At 59.6% G+C, this 21,439-nt stretch carries 20 protein-coding genes; 14 read left to right on the plus strand and 6 right to left on the minus strand.

Going from position 1 to position 21,439, the window contains the following annotated elements; translation table 11 throughout:
- Window positions 1–3 precede the first annotated feature (3 nt).
- From FBY04_RS21305 to FBY04_RS21345, 8 genes are all read left to right on the plus strand, one after another.
- Entirely contained in the window at window positions 4–384 is a 381-nt protein-coding gene (locus FBY04_RS21305; RefSeq protein WP_145316726.1) for a gamma-glutamyl-gamma-aminobutyrate hydrolase family protein, read from the plus strand.
- Window positions 385–421: 37 nt separating this feature from the next.
- Complete coding sequence (locus FBY04_RS21310) at window positions 422–1,780, plus strand: glutamine synthetase family protein (protein WP_084320351.1); 1,359 nt, start codon at window positions 422–424, stop codon at window positions 1,778–1,780.
- 58 nt (window positions 1,781–1,838) lie between these two features.
- Window positions 1,839–3,203 carry an aspartate aminotransferase family protein gene (locus FBY04_RS21315; RefSeq protein ID WP_084320353.1) on the plus strand — a complete coding sequence of 455 codons (1,365 nt, stop codon included), beginning with the start codon at window positions 1,839–1,841 and terminating at the stop codon, window positions 3,201–3,203.
- Between the two features lie 169 nt (window positions 3,204–3,372).
- The gene (locus FBY04_RS21320) at window positions 3,373–4,485 is read left to right on the plus strand and encodes a polyamine ABC transporter substrate-binding protein (RefSeq protein ID WP_084320354.1); all 1,113 of its coding nucleotides are present in this window, start codon (window positions 3,373–3,375) and stop codon (window positions 4,483–4,485) included.
- 236 nt (window positions 4,486–4,721) lie between these two features.
- Entirely contained in the window at window positions 4,722–5,819 is a 1,098-nt protein-coding gene (locus FBY04_RS21330) for a polyamine ABC transporter substrate-binding protein (protein WP_145316730.1), read from the plus strand.
- A gap of 73 nt (window positions 5,820–5,892) precedes the next feature.
- The gene (locus FBY04_RS21335) at window positions 5,893–7,035 is read left to right on the plus strand and encodes an ABC transporter ATP-binding protein (protein ID WP_084320357.1); all 1,143 of its coding nucleotides are present in this window, start codon (window positions 5,893–5,895) and stop codon (window positions 7,033–7,035) included.
- 35 nt (window positions 7,036–7,070) lie between these two features.
- Window positions 7,071–7,952 carry an ABC transporter permease subunit gene (locus FBY04_RS21340; protein WP_174602664.1) on the plus strand — a complete coding sequence of 294 codons (882 nt, stop codon included), beginning with the start codon at window positions 7,071–7,073 and terminating at the stop codon, window positions 7,950–7,952.
- Window positions 7,949–8,842 carry an ABC transporter permease subunit gene (locus FBY04_RS21345; RefSeq protein WP_084320360.1) on the plus strand — a complete coding sequence of 298 codons (894 nt, stop codon included), beginning with the start codon at window positions 7,949–7,951 and terminating at the stop codon, window positions 8,840–8,842. Before FBY04_RS21340 ends, FBY04_RS21345 begins: the two co-directional genes overlap by 4 nt.
- A gap of 123 nt (window positions 8,843–8,965) precedes the next feature.
- Here the strand turns inward: FBY04_RS21345 and FBY04_RS21350 are convergent, their stop codons facing one another.
- Window positions 8,966–9,607, minus strand: coding sequence for an HD domain-containing protein (locus FBY04_RS21350; protein WP_145316732.1), 642 nt, complete (start codon window positions 9,605–9,607; stop codon window positions 8,966–8,968).
- Window positions 9,608–9,938: 331 nt separating this feature from the next.
- On the opposite strand from FBY04_RS21350, the gene FBY04_RS21355 reads away from it, so the two are divergent.
- Window positions 9,939–10,904 carry a GlxA family transcriptional regulator gene (locus FBY04_RS21355; RefSeq protein WP_084320362.1) on the plus strand — a complete coding sequence of 322 codons (966 nt, stop codon included), beginning with the start codon at window positions 9,939–9,941 and terminating at the stop codon, window positions 10,902–10,904.
- 117 nt (window positions 10,905–11,021) lie between these two features.
- On the opposite strand, the gene FBY04_RS21360 is transcribed toward FBY04_RS21355, so the two are convergent.
- Together FBY04_RS21360 and FBY04_RS21365 are read right to left on the minus strand one after the other, a co-directional pair.
- Window positions 11,022–13,421, minus strand: a complete 2,400-nt coding sequence (locus FBY04_RS21360) for a penicillin acylase family protein (RefSeq protein WP_145316734.1) — start codon at window positions 13,419–13,421, stop codon at window positions 11,022–11,024.
- Between the two features lie 114 nt (window positions 13,422–13,535).
- Window positions 13,536–14,117: a DUF6436 domain-containing protein gene (locus FBY04_RS21365; protein WP_084320365.1), complete on the minus strand. Its 582-nt coding sequence runs from the start codon at window positions 14,115–14,117 to the stop codon at window positions 13,536–13,538.
- 97 nt (window positions 14,118–14,214) lie between these two features.
- Here FBY04_RS21365 and FBY04_RS21370 point away from each other — a divergent pair, with 97 nt between their 5' ends.
- The gene (locus tag FBY04_RS21370) at window positions 14,215–15,162 is read left to right on the plus strand and encodes an alpha/beta hydrolase (RefSeq protein WP_145316736.1); all 948 of its coding nucleotides are present in this window, start codon (window positions 14,215–14,217) and stop codon (window positions 15,160–15,162) included.
- Window positions 15,163–15,281: 119 nt separating this feature from the next.
- On the opposite strand, the gene FBY04_RS21375 is transcribed toward FBY04_RS21370, so the two are convergent.
- Window positions 15,282–16,034 carry a DUF2059 domain-containing protein gene (locus tag FBY04_RS21375; RefSeq protein WP_145316738.1) on the minus strand — a complete coding sequence of 251 codons (753 nt, stop codon included), beginning with the start codon at window positions 16,032–16,034 and terminating at the stop codon, window positions 15,282–15,284.
- Between the two features lie 108 nt (window positions 16,035–16,142).
- Here FBY04_RS21375 and FBY04_RS21380 point away from each other — a divergent pair, with 108 nt between their 5' ends.
- Window positions 16,143–16,775, plus strand: a complete 633-nt coding sequence (locus FBY04_RS21380; RefSeq protein ID WP_084320370.1) for a 2OG-Fe(II) oxygenase — start codon at window positions 16,143–16,145, stop codon at window positions 16,773–16,775.
- Window positions 16,776–16,777: 2 nt separating this feature from the next.
- Window positions 16,778–17,257 (plus strand): DUF523 domain-containing protein, encoded by a 480-nt coding sequence (locus FBY04_RS21385; protein ID WP_145316740.1) that lies wholly within the window; start codon window positions 16,778–16,780, stop codon window positions 17,255–17,257.
- 123 nt (window positions 17,258–17,380) lie between these two features.
- Here the strand turns inward: FBY04_RS21385 and FBY04_RS21390 are convergent, their stop codons facing one another.
- Window positions 17,381–17,965, minus strand: coding sequence for a transporter substrate-binding domain-containing protein (locus FBY04_RS21390; RefSeq protein WP_145316741.1), 585 nt, complete (start codon window positions 17,963–17,965; stop codon window positions 17,381–17,383).
- A gap of 136 nt (window positions 17,966–18,101) precedes the next feature.
- Here FBY04_RS21390 and FBY04_RS21395 point away from each other — a divergent pair, with 136 nt between their 5' ends.
- Window positions 18,102–18,527 (plus strand): DUF4399 domain-containing protein, encoded by a 426-nt coding sequence (locus tag FBY04_RS21395; RefSeq protein WP_084320374.1) that lies wholly within the window; start codon window positions 18,102–18,104, stop codon window positions 18,525–18,527.
- A 63-nt stretch (window positions 18,528–18,590) separates the two neighbouring features.
- Here FBY04_RS21395 and serA read toward each other — a convergent pair whose 3' ends face one another.
- A complete protein-coding gene (gene serA / locus FBY04_RS21400; RefSeq protein ID WP_084320376.1) occupies window positions 18,591–19,820 on the minus strand; it encodes a phosphoglycerate dehydrogenase in 1,230 nt (409 codons plus the stop codon).
- 204 nt (window positions 19,821–20,024) lie between these two features.
- On the opposite strand from serA, the gene FBY04_RS21405 reads away from it, so the two are divergent.
- A complete protein-coding gene (locus tag FBY04_RS21405; protein ID WP_084320377.1) occupies window positions 20,025–21,419 on the plus strand; it encodes an FAD-binding oxidoreductase in 1,395 nt (464 codons plus the stop codon).
- Window positions 21,420–21,439: the final 20 nt, after the last annotated feature.

A 21,439-nucleotide genomic window follows, 5' to 3' on the forward strand; every position in this document is an offset into this window, starting at 1 on the left:
TTCATGTCTCGCCTGCCGTTAATCGGCGTCGCCATCTGCTCCAGGCAGATCGGTCTGCTTGCTTATCACATCAGTGGCGATCGTTACGTCCACGCCAAGGCCCGTGTTGCCAAAGGTGTGCCGTCGACTCTTCTTTCCCCGGCGAACCGGCTGGCTCCGTCCGATATTCTGGACGGTTCGCGCGACATTCTCTTTACGGGTTGTCCTTTCAATATAGAACCGTTTTACCTTGGCGGCCCGACCAACGTGTCGGCGGCTGCTCATGATTCTGCACGCAATGTTCTTCTCTCGCTGACTCCCGCCATTACCCGAGTGGGTGTTTGTGCGCGGCAATTGCAGTGGCAATCTGTACCAAGCGACGCCCGTGCGTCAAACAACGCCTGACTTATAAGAGTCAGGAAACTCAGCCTAAGAGGCATTTATGAGTAACAACCTCGACCAGCTCACCGATTGGTTGAAAGACCACAAGATCACAGAAGTCGAATGCATGATCGCCGACTTGACCGGGATCACCCGGGGCAAGATTTCGCCGACCAACAAGTTCATTGCTGAAAAAGGCATGCGCCTGCCCGAGAGCGTTCTGTTGCAGACCGTGACCGGCGACTATGTCGAAGACGACATCTATTACGAACTGCTCGACCCGGCCGACATCGACATGATCTGTCGCCCCGACTCGAATGCAGTGTTCCTGGTGCCATGGGCCATCGAACCGACCGCCCAGGTGATCCACGACACTTATGACAAGCAAGGCAACCCGATCGAACTGTCGCCGCGCAATGTGCTTAAAAAGGTTCTGAAGCTCTATTCCGACAAGGGCTGGCAGCCGATTGTGGCGCCGGAAATGGAGTTTTACCTGACCAAGCGCAGTGACGACCCTGACTACCCGCTGCAACCGCCAATCGGTCGTTCGGGGCGTCCGGAAATCGGTCGTCAGTCGTTCTCGATTGAAGCGGCGAACGAATTCGATCCGCTGTTCGAAGACGTCTACGACTGGTGCGAATTGCAGGAACTGGACCTCGACACGCTGATCCACGAGGACGGCACGGCGCAGATGGAGATCAACTTCCGTCACGGCGATGCCTTGTCCCTGGCCGACCAGATCCTGGTGTTCAAGCGCACCATGCGCGAAGCCGCGCTCAAGCACGACGTTGCCGCCACGTTCATGGCCAAGCCCATGACCGGCGAGCCGGGCAGCGCGATGCACTTGCACCAGAGCATCATCGACATCGAAACCGGCAAGAATGTCTTCTCCAATGAAGACGGGACCATGAGCCAGCTGTTCCTGCATCACATTGGTGGCTTGCAGAAACTGATCCCCGAGCTGTTGCCGCTCTTCGCGCCCAACGTGAACTCGTTCCGCCGCTTCCTGCCGGATACGTCGGCGCCGGTGAACGTGGAATGGGGCGAAGAGAACCGCACCGTGGGCCTGCGGGTTCCGGATGCCGGGCCACAAAACCGTCGGGTGGAAAACCGCCTGCCGGGCGCCGACGCCAACCCGTACCTGGCGATTGCCGCGAGCCTGCTCTGCGGTTACATCGGCATGGTCGAAGGCCTGAACCCGAGTGCGCCGGTGGTAGGGCGTGGCTATGAACGCCGCAACCTGCGCCTGCCACTGACCATCGAAGACGCGCTGGAACGCATGGAAAACAGCGCGACTATCGAGAAATACCTGGGCAAGAAATTCATCACTGGCTACGTCGCGGTCAAGCGGGCCGAGCATGAAAACTTCAAGCGCGTGATCAGTTCGTGGGAGCGGGAGTTCCTGCTCTTCGCCGTCTGATGCGCCGGGCGCCGCCGTTATCGGGCGGCGCTTTCACCTGATTTTTTAGGAGATTCGTATGACCAGCAACAATCCGCAAACCCGTGAATGGCAAACCCTGAGCAACGATCACCACCTGGCTCCGTTCAGCGACTTCAAACAGTTGAAAGAGAAAGGCCCGCGGATCATCACCAACGCCAAGGGCGTTTACCTGTGGGACAGCGAAGGCAACAAGATCCTCGACGGCATGGCCGGCCTGTGGTGCGTAGCGATCGGCTACGGTCGCGATGAACTGGCCGATGCCGCCAGCAAGCAAATGCGCGAATTGCCTTACTACAACCTGTTCTTCCAGACCGCGCACCCACCGGTGCTCGAGCTGGCCAAGGCCATCGCCGACATCGCGCCGGAAGGCATGAACCACGTGTTCTTCACCGGTTCCGGCTCCGAAGGCAACGACACCATGCTGCGCATGGTCCGCCACTACTGGGCGATCAAGGGCCAGCCGAAAAAGAAAGTCATCATCAGCCGCAAGAACGGTTATCACGGTTCCACCGTGGCCGGCGCGAGCCTGGGTGGCATGACCTACATGCACGAACAGGGCGACTTGCCGATCCCGGGCATTGTCCACATCGCCCAGCCGTACTGGTTCGGTGAAGGCGGCGACATGACACCGGAAGAGTTCGGTGTATGGGCGGCCAACCAGCTGGAAGAGAAGATTCTGGAAATCGGCGTGGACAATGTCGGTGCCTTTATTGCCGAGCCGATTCAGGGTGCCGGCGGCGTGATCATTCCGCCAGAGACCTACTGGCCGCGCATCAAGGAAATCCTCGCCAAGTACGACATCCTGTTCGTGGCGGACGAAGTGATCTGTGGTTTCGGCCGCACCGGTGAGTGGTTCGGTACCGATTTCTACGGCCTCAAGCCCGACATGATGACCATCGCCAAAGGCCTGACGTCCGGCTACATCCCTATGGGTGGCCTGATCGTGCGTGACGAAGTGGTGGCAGTGCTCAACGAAGGCGGGGACTTCAACCACGGCTTCACCTACTCCGGTCACCCGGTCGCGGCTGCGGTAGCGCTGGAAAACATCCGCATCCTGCGCGAAGAAAAAATTATCGAGCGCGTTCATGCCGAAACGGCACCCTATTTGCAAAAGCGTCTGCGGGAACTGAACGATCACCCACTGGTGGGCGAAGTTCGTGGGGTGGGTCTGCTGGGGGCCATCGAGCTGGTTCAGGACAAGGCCACGCGCAAACGTTACGAAGGCAAGGGTGTGGGCATGATCTGCCGCACGTTCTGCTTCGACAACGGCCTGATCATGCGCGCCGTCGGCGACACCATGATCATTGCTCCGCCGCTGGTGATTACCAAGGCTGAAATCGATGAGCTGGTGACCAAGGCTCGCAAGTGTCTGGACCTGACCCTGAGTGCGTTGCAGGGCTAAGTGCTAGGCTCTGAGCGGGAGTATGAAACTTTCGCTCAGAGCAGTTCCAAAGGATGGCCTTTCCTTGAAAGACCGCCTCGGATCTTGCCAGACTAGCCGCGGTTCCAGTTGTCCGGGTTCGGCCGCTGAACAAAGTGGTTCAAAAAAGAAAAAATTTGGAGCATTACGCATGAAGGCATTAGGAAAAAAGCTTGCTGGCAAGACACTCCTCGCCATGTCCCTGATGGGCATAATGGCGGGTGCGGTTCAGGCGGACGACAAGGTGTTGCACGTCTATAACTGGTCCGACTACATCGCTCCGGACACCATCAAGAAGTTCGAAACCGAGTCCGGCATCAAAGTCGTGTACGACGTTTTCGACAGTAACGAAACCCTGGAAGCCAAGTTGCTGGCAGGCAAGTCCGGTTACGACATCGTCGTGCCGTCGAACAACTTCCTGGCCAAGCAGATCAAGGCCGGCGTTTACCAGAAGCTGGACAAGTCCAAGCTGCCTAACTGGAAGAACCTGAATCCTGACCTGCTCAAAGCGGTATCGGTGAGCGACCCGGGCAACGAACACGCCTTCCCGTACATGTGGGGTTCGATCGGTATCGGCTTCAACGCCGAGAAGGTCAAGGCTGCACTGGGCGCCGATGCCCCGACCGATTCGTGGGACCTGATCTTCAAACCGGAGAACGCGGCCAAGTTGAAGTCGTGCGGTATCAGCTTGCTCGATTCGCCAACCGAGATGATCCCGGTGGCGTTGCACTACCTGGGCCTGCCAACCGACAGCCAGAAGAAAGAAGACATCGACAAGGCTGAAGCGCTGATCATGAAGGTCCGTCCTTCGATCGCCTATTTCCACTCGTCCAAGTACATCTCCGACCTGGCCAACGGCAACATCTGCGTAGCCGTCGGTTACTCGGGTGACATCTACCAGGCCAAGTCCCGCGCGGCTGAAGCCGGTGACAAGGTGAAAGTCAGCTACAACATCCCGAAAGAAGGTGCGGGCAGCTTCTATGACATGGTCGCCATCCCTAAAGATGCCGAAAACGTCGAAGGCGCCTACAAGTTCATGACCTTCCTGCAGAAGCCGGAAATCATGGCTGAAATCACCAACGCCGTGCGCTTCCCGAACGGTAACGCGGCTGCAACCGCATTGGTCGATAAAGACATCACCAGCGACCCGGGCATTTATCCGCCGGCCGACGTGCTGGCCAAGTTGTACGCGATTGCCGACTTGCCGGCCGCGACCCAGCGGATCCTGACTCGCAGCTGGACCAAGATCAAATCCGGTAAGTAATACACCCTGTAGGAGCGAGCTTGCTCGCGATGAACCTGAGAGCACCGCTGGGTGTCAGGCACCCAGCGTTATCGTTGACGACCATCGCGAGCAAGCTCGCTCCTACTCGGATCTTCATAAAGTTTGCTGGAACGGTTTTTCGAGGGTAAGTTGCGCGCCGGTTTTGTTGCTGGGCAGCGATGACTGTCATGTAACGCGGGGCAACTTGGGCCCAACTAATTTTAGAGGACCTCCACTTGCCTATTTCTTCTTTGCTGCGCAATGCCCTGCTGGTCGGCGCTGGGCTGACATTCGCTGTCAGTGCCCAGGCCGCCGGTACGGTGCATATTTATAACTGGTCGGATTACATCGGCGAGACCACCCTGGCGGACTTCCAGAAAGAGACCGGCATCAAGCCGGTTTATGACGTGTTCGACTCCAACGAAACCCTGGAAGGCAAGTTGCTCGCCGGGCGCACCGGTTATGACGTGGTCGTGCCGTCCAACCACTTCCTTGGCAAGCAGATCAAGGCCGGTGCTTTCCAGAAACTCGACAAGTCGAAGTTGCCGAACTACTCGAACCTCGACCCAGTATTGCTCAAGCGTCTGGAACAGAACGATCCGGGCAACCTGTACGCCGTGCCATACCTGTGGGGCACTAACGGCATCGGTTACAACGTCGACAAGATCAAGGCTGTGCTGGGTGTCGACAAGATCGATTCCTGGGCTGCGGTGTTCGAGCCGGAGAACATCAAGAAGCTGCAGAGTTGCGGCGTGGCGTTCCTCGATTCCGCCGATGAAATGATGCCCACCGTCCTCAATTACATGGGCCTCAACGCCAACAGCACCAACCCCGAAGACTACAAAAAGGCCGAAGCCAAATTGCTGGCGGTGCGGCCTTACGTGACCTACTTCCACTCCTCCAAATACATCGCCGACCTGGCCAACGGCGACATCTGTATCGCCATCGGTTTTTCCGGCGACATGTTCCAGGCCCGCAACCGTGCGGCTGAAGCGAAGAAAGGCGTGAACATCGCCTACTCGATTCCAAAGGAAGGCGGTGCACTGTGGTTCGACATGCTGGCGATTCCAAAGGATTCGGCCAACGTCAAAGAAGCCCACGCCTTCATCAACTATTTGCTGAAACCTGAGGTGATCGCCCAGGTCAGCGATTACGTCGGCTATGCCAACCCCAACCCGGGGTCGGACACACTGATGGAACAGTCCATTCGCACCGACGAAGCGGTTTATCCACCGCAAACAGTCCTCGACAAGACTTACGTGTCGATTGAGTTACCACCAAACATTCAACGTTTGATGACCCGCAGCTGGACCAAGGTCAAGTCGGGCAAATAGCTTCAAGGCTCAAACTATCCAAGGTTGGCTCACCTTGAGCGAACTGCACTCTTTTTTTCTGGGAGTTTCGTAAATGGCAGTTGCCTCCGGCGCCTATAAGAAAGCCCTCGAGGGCGACCAGTCACCTAAACAGGTGCTGGTCAAAATCGACCGGGTCACGAAGAAGTTCGACGAGACGATTGCCGTGGACGATGTGTCCCTGGAAATCAAGAAAGGCGAGATCTTCGCCCTGCTCGGCGGTTCGGGATCGGGCAAATCCACGTTGCTGCGGATGCTCGCCGGCTTCGAACGGCCCACGGAGGGGCGTATTTTCCTCGATGGCGTAGACATCACCGACATGCCGCCGTACGAGCGGCCGATCAACATGATGTTCCAGTCGTACGCCTTGTTCCCGCACATGACCGTGGCGCAGAACATCGCCTTCGGCCTCAAGCAAGACAAGCTTCCCGCGGCTGAAGTCGATGCCCGCGTGGCCGACATGCTCAAGCTGGTGCAGATGACCCAGTACGCCAAGCGCAAACCGCATCAGTTGTCCGGTGGCCAGCGTCAGCGTGTGGCCCTGGCGCGTTCGCTGGCCAAGCGACCGAAGCTGTTGCTGCTCGACGAGCCGATGGGTGCGCTGGACAAGAAGCTGCGTTCGCAAATGCAGCTGGAGCTGGTCGAGATCATCGAGCGCGTCGGCGTAACCTGCGTCATGGTGACCCACGACCAGGAAGAGGCCATGACCATGGCCGAGCGCATCGCGATCATGCACCTGGGCTGGATCGCCCAGATCGGCAGCCCGATCGATATCTACGAAACCCCGACCAGCCGCCTGGTCTGCGAGTTCATCGGCAACGTCAACATCTTCGACGGTGAAGTGATCGACGACGCCGAAGGTCACGCCACCATCACCTGCAAGGACCTGGATCGTCAGATTTACGTGGGTCATGGCATCAGCACCTCGGTGCAGGACAAGTCCGTGACTTACGCGATCCGTCCGGAAAAACTGCTGGTGACCCCGACCATGCCGACCTGCGAATACAACTGGTCCAGCGGCAAGGTGCATGACATCGCCTACCTCGGCGGTCACTCGGTGTTCTACGTCGAATTGCCGAGCGGCAAGATCGTCCAGTCGTTTGTCGCCAACGCCGAGCGCCGTGGCCAGCGCCCAACCTGGGGTGACCAGGTTTACGTGTGGTGGGAAGACGACAGCGGCGTGGTACTTCGCTCATGAACATGCGCAAATTCAAACGCCGCCTCAACCGAATAATTCCCGGTGGCCGTCAGCTGGTCATCGGGGTTCCGTTCATCTGGCTGTTCCTGTTCTTCATGCTGCCGTTCTTCATTGTCCTGAAGATCAGCTTCGCCGAAGCCGACGTGGCCATTCCGCCGTACACCGAGATCTACAGCTTCATCGACCAGAAGCTCCAGGTGCTGCTCAACCTCGGCAACTACGCGATGCTCGGCGACGATGAGTTGTACATCGCAGCCTACCTTGGCTCGCTGAAGATGGCGTTGTTCAGCACCATCCTCTGCCTGCTGATCGGCTACCCGATGGCCTACGCCATCGCCAGTGCCCGCAAAGAGCTGCAAACGGTGCTGGTGCTGCTGATCATGATGCCGACCTGGACCGCAATCCTGATCCGCGTCTACGCGTGGATGGGCATCCTCAGCAACAACGGCCTGCTCAATGGTTTCCTGATGACCATGGGCTGGATCGACGAACCGCTGCAGATCCTCAACACCAACCTGGCGGTTTATATCGGCGTGGTTTATTCGTACCTGCCGTTCATGATCCTGCCGCTCTACGCCAACCTGGTGAAGCACGACAACAGCCTGCTGGAAGCCGCGTCCGACCTCGGTTCGAGCACCTTCAACAGCTTCTGGAAGATCACCATTCCGCTGTCCAAGAACGGCATCATCGCTGGCTGCATGCTGGTGTTCATTCCGGTGGTGGGCGAGTTCGTGATTCCGGAACTGCTCGGCGGTCCTGAGACGCTGATGATCGGTAAAGTGCTGTGGCAAGAATTCTTCAACAACCGTGACTGGCCGGTGGCATCTGCGCTGGCGGTGGTGATGCTGGCGATCCTTATCGTGCCGATCATCCTGTTCAACCGTAGCCAGGCCAAAGAAATGGAGGGCAAGGAATGAAGCGCTTCCGTTTCTCGAGTTTCATGCTTGTAGCCGGTTTGCTGTTCATCTACGCGCCGATGCTGATCCTGGTGATCTACTCGTTCAACGCCTCGAAACTGGTGACGGTGTGGGGCGGCTGGTCGATCAAGTGGTACGTCGGGTTGATGGACAACACGCAACTGATGGGCTCGGTGGTGCGCTCGCTGGAAATCGCCTGCTACACGGCGGTGGCGGCGGTGGCGCTGGGTACGTTGGCCGCGTTCGTCCTGACCCGCATCACCCACTTCAAGGGCCGCACGCTGTTCGGCGGTTTGGTCACCGCGCCGTTGGTGATGCCCGAAGTGATCACCGGTCTGTCGCTGTTGCTGCTGTTCGTGGCCATGGCGCAGATGATCGGTTGGCCACAGGAACGTGGCATCGTCACCATCTGGATCGCCCACACGACGTTCTGTGCGGCGTATGTGGCGGTGGTCGTATCGGCGCGCTTGCGTGAACTGGACCTGTCCATCGAAGAGGCGGCCATGGACCTGGGGGCGCGGCCGTGGAAGGTGTTCTTCCTGATCACCATTCCGATGATCGCGCCATCGTTGGGTGCGGGCGGCATGATGTCGTTCGCCCTGTCGCTGGATGACCTGGTGCTGGCGAGCTTCGTGTCGGGGCCGGGGTCGACGACCTTGCCGATGGAAGTGTTCTCGGCGGTGCGTCTGGGGGTCAAACCCGAGATCAATGCCGTGGCCAGTCTGATACTGCTGGCGGTGTCGCTGATGACCTTCCTGGTCTGGTTCTTCAGCCGCCGTGCCGAAGAAGCGCGCAAGCGTGCGATTCAGCAGGCCATCGAAGAAAGCGCGGCCGACTCGTGGAAGCAACCGGACGTGCGTCGCGCACAGCAGGCGCCGGAAGCTGCCTGAGTGTTGGCCACAATCGCGTGGCCAACCCGATCTACTGTAGGAGCCGGCTTGCTGGCGATGGAGTGTCAGTCGACATCAACGTCGCTGACACACCATCGCCAGCAAGCCGGCTCCTACAAGGATCTATGCCACCCAAGGTGATTTGCGGATGATCTCGACAAAGTTCATCGGCTTGAACCCTGGCTCGCTGTCCACCAGCACGTCCGCATTCACCGTACCGAACGTGGTAGCCGGCTTATGTTTGAAGCCGTTGGCGAATGCACACAGGATGCACTCCTTGAACCCTTCACCCCGTGGATGCGCATGCACCACCGCTTCGCGCTGCACGGTGGGGAACGCCGCGTAGTCGATACCCAGCACATCCATTTCTACACCCGCGGTCACCAGCGCCACGTTAGGACGCAGGTGTTGCGGCACACCCGGTGTGGTGTGCAGGGCAATCGACAGCCACACTTGCTCGATGTCGTCATCGCTCAACCCGTAAGGCTTGAGGAACGCTTTGGCGGCGTTGGCGCTATCGACTTCGAAGCGTTTGTCGTCCGTGCGATGGCCTTCCACCAGGCCCAGGTCATGGAACATGGCGCCGACATACAACAGCTCGGGGTTGTAGGCCAGTTGCTTGCGTTCACCGCTCAACGCACCGAACAGAAACACCCGGCGCGAGTGGTGATAAAGCAGGTCGGATTCGACGTCGCGAATGTATTCCGTGGTGGCCCGGGCCAACGCGCTGTCCGGGATTTTGATGCCGGCGATGGTGCTGCTCATGGTGCTGTCCTCGTGGGGAACGCCGTGGCGGCGCTGATGGAACAAGTCTGTTCCGGCAGCCAGAACCGGACAATCGATCCATGGCTGCGATCCTTGCCAATGAGCATGCATATCGCGCCAGCCTCGCTTGTTGGGCACGGATTGGCTACGGTTGGAGTCTTTCGCATGGATTCACGTCGTGCGCAAAACCTGTAGGAGCCGGCTTGCTGGCGATAGCGGCTTAACATTCAACATTCAACATTCAACATTGACGTGGACAGGCACACCGCGATCGTCAGCAAGCCGGCTCCTGCAGTGTGTGCATCCAGAGCCATTGAGGGCGAGTCCTGACATGAGTAAAACCGTTGCCATCGTGGTCTTCGCCGGCGTTCAGTCCCTGGACGTCACCGGCCCCATGGATGTGTTTTCCGAGGCTAATCGCTTCCTGGCGCCGGAGGATCACTATCGGCTGGAGGTGATTGGCGTCGAACGCGGGATGATGCCGTGTTCCAACGGTTTGTCGCTCAACGCCCATCGGCATTTCAGCGAGGCGCTGGACGCGTACGACTTGTTGCTGGTGGCCGGAGGGCCACAGTTGCCGTTCATGGATTTCGGCGCCGCCTTCAATGCCTGGCTGCGGGATGCCAGCGCCCTGGCGCAACGCTTCGGCTCGATCTGCAACGGCGCGTTCATGCTCGCTCGCGCCGGGCTGCTCGAGGGGCGAACGGTGACGACTCATTGGGGCGATGCAGCGGCGCTCGCGGCATTGTGTCCTTCGACTCAGGTCGAGCCTGATCGCCTGTACGTGCAGGATGGCGAGCTGTACACCTCGGCCGGCGTCACGGCGGGAATCGATCTGTCGTTGTACCTGCTGGCCCGGGATCACGGGCCGGAAGTCGCGCTGAGTGTGGCCAAGCGGCTGGTGGTGTTCACGCAGCGCTCGGGCGGGCAGTCACAGTTCAGCCCATTCCTGACGCCCCATGCCGAACCGACGTCGGCGGTGGCGATGGTTCAGCATTACGTGCTGGCGAACCTGACCGGCGACCTGACCATCGCCGACCTGGCCAATGCGGCCAACATGAGCGCGCGCAACTTTTCCCGGGTGTTTGCCAAAGAGGCGAAAGTCACCCCGGCGGAATTTGTCGAGCGGGCGAGGGTGGATGCGGCGCGGGTGATGCTGGAAAGCACCGTCGCACCGCTGAAAACCGTGGCGTACCAGTGCGGGTTTCGCGATGCCCAGCATATGCGCAGCGTGTTCAATCGCCGGTTGGGGGTGACGCCGCAGCAGTTCAGGTTGAATTTTTCGGCGATGGTTTGAGCTGACAGTGATGTTGTCTGTCAGGGCCTCTTCGCGAGCAAGCCGCTCCCACATTGGATCGCGGTCTAATGTGGGAGCGGGCTTGCTCACGATGGCGTCAGCCCGGCCAACAAAAATCTACCGCGCCGGCAACAGCTTCAACGTACTCCGCGTGTTCGCCGTCACCTCTTCATCATTGAGGTGCGCCTGGAAGTACACCCCTTCGACATACGCCTCAGCCTGATCTTCATAGTGCCGGTCAAACGGCACGCCACTTTGACCCACGGGGTTGACGGTCAGGCTGTGTGCCGGGTCGGCGAAATCGATCAGGCGCCGGGTCGATGGCCCGTAAGTGACCGGCCATGGCGCCGGGCCGATTTTTGCCGAAAGGTTGTTCGGCACTTCATGGGTACCGGGCGCCGCGAATGGCCCGACATTGAAAATCCGGTCCAGCGGCTTCTGCTGCCCCAGCGGGTGACCATGGGTCAGCGTGTGCGCCTTGCCCCACTGCCATTGCGCGACATCCGCACCCAGCGTGGTCTTGAGATGAGCAATGCTCGCTTGCCACGCCACCTTCACCGTGTCGGCACGGGTTTCCTTGCCGAGGGTGTTGCGGTTGTCCCACCACGGCGATTCAGCGTTCGCCGCCAGACGCGGCAGCGCAGCGTCGATCACCCGGGTCGAGAGCAGCGTTTCGAAAAAGTCGTTGCCCAACTCATCGTGCATCGATGCGTCCGCGAGGTTGAACAGGAACTGGTTGAACAGCGTGGCGCTGGTGGAATCCAGCGGGTAATCGCCTTTCCACTGAGCCAGTTGTTCCACCAGTTTGAGTTCGGCGGGATCGCTCACCACTTCACGCAGGACCGGCAACAACGGCGCCAGCAAGCGCGGGCCGTACGCAGTGGTGGTGCCCAACTGCAACTTCTGGCTGGTCTCCAGATCCCACTTGACGGTTTTGTCGCCGAGCTGGCGATTGAGCTGCTGACCCCGATCCGCGAGGTTGTAGTAACCGGGAATCTCCATGCCCGTAGGAGACACAGGCTGGAAGTTGGCCGAGACGATGTAGCCTCGCGCCGGGTTCTCTTCCTGCGGGTTGGCGCTGAACGGGTAGAAACCATCCTTGTCCGCTTCGGCGCTGCTGCCGTCGAGGATGAACCACGGCCGCACACCGGCCGGACGTTTCGGCAATTGCGCCGCGGCCCACCAGCCAATGTCACCCTTGGCATTGGCCCACACGATGTTCAGGCCCGGAGCCTGAATCTTGGCGGCGGCACTGCGCGCCTTGGCCAGGGTGTCGGCACGGTTGAGCTGGTAGAAGCCTTCGAGGATCGGATTCTGGCTTTCGAGAAACCCCCACCACATGGCGATCGGCGTTTTGCCGACGCTGTTGCCCAGCGCATCGTTGACGATCGGCCCGTGGGGTGACTGGCGCAACACCCATTTCACCGGCGCCTGACCCTTGACCGCGATCTGCTGCTCACTGGTGACCATGTCCACCCATTTGCCGCGATACCAAACCTGATTGGGGTTGTCCGGGTTGACCTTCTCTGCGATCAGGTCGAGGTCGTCGTTCTGGAACATGGTGATGCTCCAGCCGAAGTCGCGGTTCATCCCCAGCGAGGCGAATGGCATCAACGCCTGATAGTGACCATAGAGCTCGAAGCCCGGCGCCGAGAGCTGCGCTTCGTACCACACCGACGGCGCGGAAAAGCGGATATGCGGGTCACCCGCCAGCAGCGGCTTGCCGCTTTTGGTGCGGTTGCCCGAGACCACCCAGGCGTTGCTCCCCTCGAACTGCGGCAAGCCGTTGTCGGCCAGTGCCTGCTCGCTCAGGCGGGCGAGGGCATTGAGGTCTTTCCAGTCGGCGCTGGCGAGGGGCGGTACGGCGGCGCTGCGGTTCGCCAGCACGCCTTTGGGCTGCCAGTCGAGCTCGAAGACGTTCAGGTAGTCGGCACCCAACTGGTCGCGCACGTAAGTCAGCAAGGGTTCGGTGCGAAACGCCGCGGCAAAACTGTAGGCCATGTAACCGGCGATGCTGATGGTGTCCTGAGCGGTGAACGGGCGCTTTGAAATGCCCAGCGCATCGAACTCGGCGGGTTTTGCATGGCTGTCCTGATACTGGTTGATGCCGTCCAGATAGGCCTGCATGGCAATGAATGTCGGGGACTGTTTGTCCAGATTGGCGAAGTACGTTTCGGCGCGTTCGCGAATGCGCAGGCTGCGCATCAGTTTGTCGGTGTCGAGCAGTTTCGGGCCCAGCACTTCGGCCAGTTCACCGCGGGCGAGGCGACGCAGGACTTCCATCTGAAACAGCCGGTCCTGGGCGTGCACATAGCCGAGGGCACGGTACAGGTCGGTTTCGTTTTCGGCGCGGATGTGCGGGATGCCGCGCTCGTCGTAACGCACGGTGACGGAGCCTTGCAGGTGTTGCAACTCAACCATGCCCTGGCGTGTCGGTTGCTTGCTGTAGACGTACCAGCCGGCACCTGCGGCGAGCACGACAATCAGCAGGACGAGCGCAGTCAGGAGGCGTTTCATGGTGATTCCTTGTTCTTGTTATGAGTGGCAGCAATTCCCTGGCGTCACTGTTTAACACGACCTGCCGAATCGGCCCATCACCCGTAGGAGGGATTCTTGTTGTCTGGTCTGTCGCTACTTCTTTGTATCGACAGGCCATGGGCAGTAACACCCGACCGCCAGGGTGTGCGTGGCATTCACCTCGCGACCGGCGTTTAACGCTTGCAGGATCGGCTCGATAAAGCTGTTGTTCGAATTGCAGGTCAGGCCTTCGCTGTAGGGGCCGAAGTAGGCGAGTTTGCCGCTGCGATCCCAGATCGCCACGGCCGGGCTGGCCGGGATCTGTTCGGAGCCTGGGAGGACGGTGATGGTTTTCAGGCTGCTCAAGGTACGGGGCAACTGGCCTTGGCTGCCGGGCTTTTGCACCGAATAGAACTCGACGCCTTGCGGCACATACTGCTCGACCAGTTCGCTCAGGTGTTGCTGATTGCCGACGTTGCACGGGCAGGCCGGGTCCCAGAAGTGCACGAAGCGGATGGCGCCGGGGCCGGCAAGGTTGTCGGGCAGGCGCAACGGGTCGCCGGAAAATACCGCGGTGTGTTCGCTGAACGCGCGCAGGTAACGCCCTTGAAACCAGTCGTAAGCCGCCCACAAAACACCGGCACACACGAGCGCGATAAGGCTGGCAAGCAGTGGGGTGCGGTAGGGCGAACGCATGGGTATCGATCCTCGAAGGTCGCCCAGCTTGCCATGCTTGCCGCGACAGATGAATATCGCAGGCTTATAAAGTCTGCTTCGTGCTCTGGAATCGCCCATGTCCGCCACTTTCGACCCTGATCACCTGCGCGCCGGCCTGCGGCCTTTAGCCGAGTGGCAGCCGCTGTCCGTGGAGGCGCAGGCGTACCGGCGGTTCTACGGCCTGGATTTTCCGGGGCGTCAGTTGCGCGGTGGCCTGGGACGTTTCGAAGTGGATGGTTATGAGCTGGTCAGCCAGCTCTGGTGGCCAGAGCGGGCGAAAGCGACGCTGTTTGTGTTCCACGGTTTCTACGACCACACCGGGCTGTACCGGCATGTGATCGAGTGGGCCCTGGATCAGGGCTTTGCGGTGATTGCCTGTGACTTGCCGGGGCACGGCCTGTCCAGTGGCGAACGGGCGAGCATCAAGGATTTCGCCGAGTATCAGGACACGCTGCAAGGGCTGTTTGCCGAAGCAAAATCCCTCGATCTGCCGCAACCGTGGCACCTGTGCGGGCAGAGCACCGGTGGCGCCATCGTGATCGATCATGTGCTCAATGAAGGCGCGAGCAGCCCGGCCCAGGGCCAGGTGATCCTGTTGTCGCCACTGGTGAGGCCGCGGGCCTGGGGGTGGTCGCAACTCAGTTATTACCTGCTCAAACCTTTCGTCAAAGCCATCGCCCGGCGTTTCAGCGAGAACTCCAACGATCCGGATTTCCTGCCATTCCTGCAAGCCGACCCGTTGCAGCCGCTGCGCCTGCCGACGGCCTGGGTTGGCGCGCTGGCGCGCTGGATCAAGCGCATCGAGGCAGCGCCAGGCAGCATGCGCCAGCCGCTGATCGTGCAAGGGCAGGCAGACATGACGGTGGATTGGGAGCACAACCTTGAGGTGTTGAAAGCCAAGTTCGATCGGCCACAGGTATTGATGTTGCCTGAGGCGCGGCATCATTTGGCGAATGAGACAGTGGCGTTGCGGGGGGAGTATTTCGGGTTTTTGAGCAAGCGGATCAAGGGTCGGAATCTTTAGTGATTGTTCCGGCCTCTTCGCGAGCAAGCCCGCTCCCACAGTAGACCGAGTTGTTGGGGGGAAGACGGTCCAATGTGGGAGCGGGCTTGCTCGCGAACGGCCCCTTGCAGACGCCGAAATTACTGACTGAGGTCCGAAGGATTCTGCCCTACCGCCAACCCCGCCCGAATCGCCGCCAACGCCGCCTGGTAATAAGCCTTGCCTTCAGCCGACTCGGCAAACGTGGCGAACTCTTCCAGCTCGTCATCCGACAGATCGCGATAGACATACAGCAACGTGTTGTTGAGGTCGCTGCCGATCTGCTCCATCAAGCGCTGACGCTGACCGTTCAACATCCCCTGCGCCTGACCGCCACCGAGCAGGCCGGGGATCATCGAGCTCAGGCTGTCGGCCGCAACACCGGCAATCGCCAGGCTGACTTCCGCGCCGGCCTCGCGCGCGGGCAAGGCCTGGGCGAGGTGACCGATGATCAGCATGCGGCTGTCGCTGGCCTGAATCTTCGGCAGGCCTTTGGCGTTCTTCGCCAACTGGTCCCGACGGGTCGCCAGCAACTCGGCGGCCACGATTTTCTTGCCCAGCGGCGACTGGAAGAAGGTCAGTGCAGGCTTCGGATCAGCGAGGGTTTTGCGCAATTGCGCTTCGGCGCGCTGGTCCACGGCCTGCGGGGCAAAACGCTGATTGCTGTTGTTCACCAGCGCCTGAAACACGGCGGGCGGCAGGCTGTTCTGGTAACGCTGTTGAGCGGCTGAGAGGGCATCGCTGAAATGCGCGCGCTGTTCTGGCCAGCCGGCGACCTTGTACAACTGGTCGTGGCCGTCTGCCCAGGCGGGCAAAACGCAGAACATCAGCAGTGAGAAAAGCAAACGGCGCATAGGGACTCCTGTCAGCAGGCGACTATTCTCCGTGTGGCATACGGACTTGTCGAGAATTCGTATCAAGCCGCTGCACGGCTCTGTCGGATTTTCGGGCACAGGAATACTATGCGCGGCATGCAAATACCCTCTGATCACCCGCTGCTGTTACGTATCGTCGACGACCTGGCTGAACGCGGCTGGTCGCAGCAGAATATATTCCTGCCTCTGGATCTGACCCGAGCGCTGGCGGCTGAGTGCCATAAACGTGCCGCCGAGGGTGAATTGGCCCCGGCCGCCGTGGGCCGCGGGCCAACATCGGAGATTCGCGAGGGGATTCGCGGCGACAGGATCCAGTGGATCGAGCCCGGTCAGGCGTTGGCTTGCGACAGCTATCTGCAGTTGATGGACAGCCTGCGCGAAGCCATGAATCGCGGCTTGTATCTGGGCCTGGAAGATTTCGAAAGCCATTTTGCGATGTACCCGCCCGGAGCTTTCTACCTCAAGCATGTCGACCGCTTCCGCGATGATGACCGGCGCATGGTCTCGGCGGTGGTCTATCTCAACGACGGCTGGTTGCCGGAACACGGCGGTCAGTTGCGCATGTACCTGAAAGATGGCGTCGAACACGATGTGGTGCCTACCGGCGGATGCCTGGTGGTGTTCCTGTCGGGCGAGGTGCCCCACGAAGTCCTGCCCGCGACCCGCGATCGCCTGTCATTGACCGGCTGGTTCCGGCGTCGTGGCAACGAGCCGTTCTGATCATGCAGAAAATCCTGGTAAGTCGCTGCCTGCTCGGCCACCGCGTACGTTACGACGGCGGGGCCAGCGGGCCGTTCGATCAGCTTCAGCAGTGGCTCGACGAAGGTCGCGTCGTGCCGTTGTGCCCTGAGGTCGCCGGCGGGTTGCCGACGCCACGGGCGGCGGCGGAGATTCCGGGCGGGCAGGGTGGTGAGGTGCTGGAGGGGCAGGCGTTGGTCATCACCACCGAAGGTGAAGATGTCAGTGCGCAGTTTCTTTCGGGGGCTTATCAGGCGCTGGAGCTGGTGCAGAAATACAGCATCCGCATCGCCGTGCTCAAGGCCAACAGCCCGTCGTGCGGCAACCTGTTGACCTATGACGGCACGTTCAGCGGCGTGAAAGTCAGCGGGGAAGGCGTCACCGCCGCGTTGCTCAAGCGCCATGGCGTGCAAGTCTTCAGCGAGCTGGAGCTGGCTGAAGCAGCGGCCGCACTGCAAACCTAACGCCCCACACAACCTCTGTAGGAGCCGGCTTGCTGGCGATAGCTGTTTAACATTCAACATTTACATTGACTGTTACACCGCTATCGCCAGCAAGCCGGCTCCTGCAAGGGATCGTCGGTGGACTCAGGGCTTCGGCTCTTCGCCCGTATCTGCCGCAAACCACTTTTTCTCCAGCGCCGCCATCCGCCCATCCGCCTTGATCCGCTGCAAGGCGTTTTCCAGGCTGGCGTGGAACGCCGGGTTACCCTTCTGAAACGGAATCGCCAGGCTCACAGTCGAGGCGGTTTTCGGTTTTTCTTCCGTCAGCGACTGCACCAGCAGGATCGAACGCGGCTCTTCTTTCTGTGCGATCAATTGCGAACTGGTGTGAATGTAAGGTTCGCTGAAGTCGAAACGATCCTCGAGTTCCGGGGTCACTGCTATGTGATTGATGGCGACGTCGTACTTGCCGCTTTCGACGCCGGCCAACAGATCGCTGGAATCGGTAACGACAAAGTCGGCCCGCACATCCAGTTCATTGGCCAGCAGTTGGCCCAGTTCGACTTCGAACCCGGAGAGCTGGCCGTCGTCCTTGAAATTGAAGGGCGGTGTATTAGCCTCAAGGGCAATGCGCAATTCACCGCGGTCGTTTACATCGTCAATCAGTTCGGCATGAGCTAAAGGGCTCAGAAGGGGTAGCAGGCAGATCAGGCCAGGCAGAAAGCGCATGGTCACTCCTTTGAATACATTTATCGCGATGCGCTGGTTCAGGCTCGCTTTGCTATGGTTGTCGAGAACCTTCGACAACGAATGGCCGTGAAGTTGTCATGGCCGCGCGGATTTTACGAAAAAACTGGAGAAGAGAATGAAAACCTTTATGTCACGTACTGCATTGGCTGGCCTGCTGATGGGCGTTTCGGTGCTGGCCAGTGCGGCTACGCCGGCACCCAAGGGTGCTGAAGTGTCCATCGTTTCTCCTAAAGATGGTGGGACTGTTCCGCAAACTTTCAAAATCAAATTCGCTGTTGAAAACGTTGCGTTGGCGCCAGCGGGCGATACCACCAAGAATACTGGCCACCACCATTTGCTGGTCGATGCCAAGGATGTAGTCCCAGCAGGGGCAGTCATCCCTGCCGATGCCAATCACGTTCACTTCGGCAAGGCGCAGACAGAGACCGAGCTGACGCTGACACCTGGCAAGCACACCTTGCAGTTGGAGTTGGGCGACATGAACCATATGGCCTTCGATCCGCCGATCGTCTCTGAGAAAATCACCGTCAACGTTAAGTAACGTTAGTAGCGCCCACGAAAAAGGAGACCTGAAGGTCTCCTTTTTTTGTCGCTCAAGTCGCGATCAGAACAACACGCGGCAACGAATGGTGCCGTTGATGTGCTGCAGCTTCTCTTGCGCCAGGTCCGAGTACTCGGCGTCGACGTCGATTACCACGTAGCCGACTTTCTCGTTGGTCTGCAGGAACTGACCGGAGATGTTGATGCCGTTTTCGGCGAAGACCTTGTTGATCTCGCTCATCACACCCGGAATGTTCTCGTGGATGTGCAGCAGACGGTGCTTGCCAGGGTGAGCCGGCAGGGCCACTTCCGGGAAGTTAACGGACGATACCGAAGTACCGTTGTCGCTGTACTTGACCAGTTTTTCTGCCACTTCCAGACCGATGTTGGCTTGCGCCTCAGCGGTGGAACCACCGATGTGCGGGGTCAGGATCACGTTGTCCAGGCCACGCAGCGGGCTTTCGAACTCTTCGTCGTTGGAGCGTGGCTCCACCGGGAATACGTCGATGGCCGCGCCGATCAGGTGCTTGTCCTTGATCGCGTCCGCCAGGGCTTGCAGCTCGACCACGGTGCCGCGCGCGGCGTTGATCAGGATGCCGCCCTTCTTGATGGCGCGGATTTCCTTCTCGCCGATCATCCACTGGGTGGCAGCGGTTTCCGGAACGTGCAGGGTGACGATGTCGGACATGCCCAGCAGCTCGTGCAGGTTGCCGACCTGGGTCGCGTTGCCCAGTGGCAGCTTGGTCACGGTGTCGTAGAAATACACCTGCATGCCCAGGCCTTCAGCCAGAACCGACAATTGCGTACCGATCGAGCCGTAACCGACGATGCCGAGCTTCTTGCCACGGATTTCGAAGGAGTTGGCCGCGCTCTTGATCCAGCCGCCACGGTGGCAGGAAGCGTTCTTCTCAGGGATGCCACGCAGCAACAGGATCGCTTCGGCCAGCACCAGCTCGGCAACGGAGCGAGTGTTGGAGTACGGAGCGTTGAACACCGCGATACCGCGTTCGCGGGCAGCGTTCAGGTCAACCTGGTTGGTGCCGATGCAGAAACACCCTACCGCCACGAGCTTCTTCGCGTGATCGAAGATCTCTTCGGTCAGTTGAGTGCGGGAGCGAATGCCGATGAAGTGAGCATCAGCGATCTTTTCCTTCAGCTGGGCTTCCGGCAGAGAACCAGTGAGGTACTCGATGCTGGTGTAGCCCGCCGACTTGAGGACGTCGACAGCCGATTGGTGGACGCCTTCGAGAAGAAGGAACTTGATCTTGCTCTTATCGAGAGAAGTCTTGCTCATCTGCGTAAACCTGTATCCCGGAGAAAAATGGCAGGAAATAGCCAGCAGACGCTGACCCGGACGGCAAGAAAGCCGTCGCCGCAGAATTGCCTTTCGGCACTATGCTGCGGGGTCGGTATGCTAGCATATGCACCCCGCTAAACACTCATTCCTGCGACGTGAAGCGTTCTCAGGATGACCATGAATTGTTCGAGAGTTCTGTCGATGACCATTCCTGCGCTGATTGATGAGCTGAAGACCCTGGTTGAGCCTGGCAAGGTACTGACTGATGCCGACTCCCTGAATGCTTACGGCAAGGATTGGACCAAGCATTTCGCCCCGGCCCCGACGGCCATCGTGTTTCCCAAGACCACCGAACAGGTCCAGGCCATCGTCCTTTGGGCCAATAAACACAAGGTGGCGCTGGTGCCGTCCGGCGGGCGTACGGGGCTGTCCGCTGCGGCAGTCGCAGCGAATGGCGAAGTGGTCGTGTCCTTCGACTACATGAACCAGATTCTCGACGTGAACCTGACCGACCGCACGGCGGTGTGCCAGCCGGGTGTGGTCACCGAGCATCTGCAGAACGTCGCCGAGGAAAAAGGCCTGTATTACCCGGTGGACTTCGCGTCCGCAGGTTCGAGCCAGATTGGCGGCAATATCGGCACCAATGCCGGCGGAATCAAGGTCATTCGCTACGGCATGACCCGCAACTGGGTCGCCGGCATGAAAGTGGTCACCGGCAAGGGCGACCTGCTGGAACTGAACCGCGATCTGATCAAGAACGCCACCGGCTACGACCTGCGTCAGCTGTTCATCGGCGCGGAAGGCACGCTCGGTTTTGTGGTTGAAGCGACCATGCGTCTGGACCGTGCTCCGAAAAACCTCACTGCGATGGTGCTCGGCACCGCCGATTTCGACTCGATCATGCCGGTGTTGCACGCCTTCCAGAGCAAGCTCGACCTGACTGCATTCGAATTTTTCTCCGACAAGGCTCTGGCCAAAGTCATGGGGCGCGGCGACGTGCCGGCACCGTTCGAAACCGATTGCCCGTTCTATGCGCTGCTGGAATTCGAAGCGACCACTGAAGATGTGGCCAATCACGCGCTGGAAACCTTCGAGCATTGCGTGGAGCAGGGCTGGGTGCTGGATGGCGTGATGAGCCAGAGCGAAACCCAGCTGCAAAACCTCTGGAAACTGCGCGAATACATTTCCGAAACCATCTCCCACTGGACGCCGTACAAAAACGACATTTCGGTCACTGTGTCGAAAGTCCCGGCGTTCCTGAAGGAAATCGATGCGATCGTCGGCGAACACTACCCGGACTTCGAAATCGTCTGGTTCGGTCATATCGGCGATGGCAACTTGCATTTGAACATCCTCAAGCCGGAAAACCTGAGCAAGGACGAGTTCTTCGCCAAGTGCGCGACCGTCAACAAGTGGGTGTTCGAAACCGTCGAGAAATACAACGGTTCGATTTCTGCCGAGCACGGCGTGGGCATGACCAAGCGTGATTACTTGACCTACAGTCGCTCGCCGGTTGAGATCGAGTACATGAAAGCCGTCAAAGCGGTGTTCGACCCGAACGGCATCATGAACCCGGGCAAGATTTTCGCTGTTTGACGTTTGAATTCAAGAGCTAC

Origin of the sequence: Pseudomonas sp. SJZ080, from assembly GCF_007828295.1 — a bacterium.
In the GTDB taxonomy this organism is placed as follows: Bacteria; Pseudomonadota; Gammaproteobacteria; order Pseudomonadales; family Pseudomonadaceae; genus Aquipseudomonas; species Aquipseudomonas migulae_A.